This window comes from Acidovorax sp. KPB24-03 (assembly GCF_057546605.1).
Genome location: NZ_BAAJYR010000913.1, coordinates 1 through 623, shown reverse-complemented (window position 1 = coordinate 623; position 623 = coordinate 1). Strand labels below are relative to the sequence as shown.

The following is a 623-nucleotide window of genomic DNA, read 5'->3' as shown; positions in this document are numbered from 1 at the left end:
CTTGAACGCAATGGTGTCCTGACCATCACCCTTGCCGAAGCGGTAGGTGTTGGAGCCCGTGCCGCCCTCCAGCCAGTCCCGGCCTGCGCCGCCGTCGATGACATCGTCGCCTGCCTCGCCATAGAGCCCGTCGTCGCCATCCCCGCCCAGCAGCGTGTCGTTGCCGGCGGCGCCCCACAGGTTGTCGTTGCCCGAACCGCCACGAAGAGTGTCGGCTGCGTTGGTGCCGAAGAGGGTGTCGGCCGAGGCCGTGCCCGCGAACAACTGGGCCGTGATGGTGGCAATGTCCAACGCCGAGCCATCGGCGAACTGGAACCGCTGCACCGAGCTGTAGGGTGCCTCGGGATCGTCGCCATAGAAGAATCCCTGGATGGTCACCTTGTCGGGCGTGCCGTTGATCGACACCTCCAGCGAATAACCGCCGTGCACGGTGTCGTGGACCTGGCGCAGCCCCAGGTCAGCGGCGGTCACGCCGTCCTTGAACTGCAGCACGCCGGGCTTGCCATCGCGAACACCGCTCTTGAACGCGATGGTGTCCTGGGCCGTCGCCCCGGCCGAAGCCGGTAGGTGTTGGAGCCCGTGCCGCCCTCCAGCCAGTCGCGCCTGCGCCGCCGTCCAGCGTG

At 68.1% G+C, this 623-nt stretch carries 1 protein-coding gene; it reads right to left on the bottom strand.

Annotated features, from left to right (window positions below):
- Positions 1–623, bottom strand: a 623-nt coding sequence (locus AC27KI_RS26770) for a calcium-binding protein (protein WP_487116932.1), incomplete at both ends; no start/stop codon positions are given.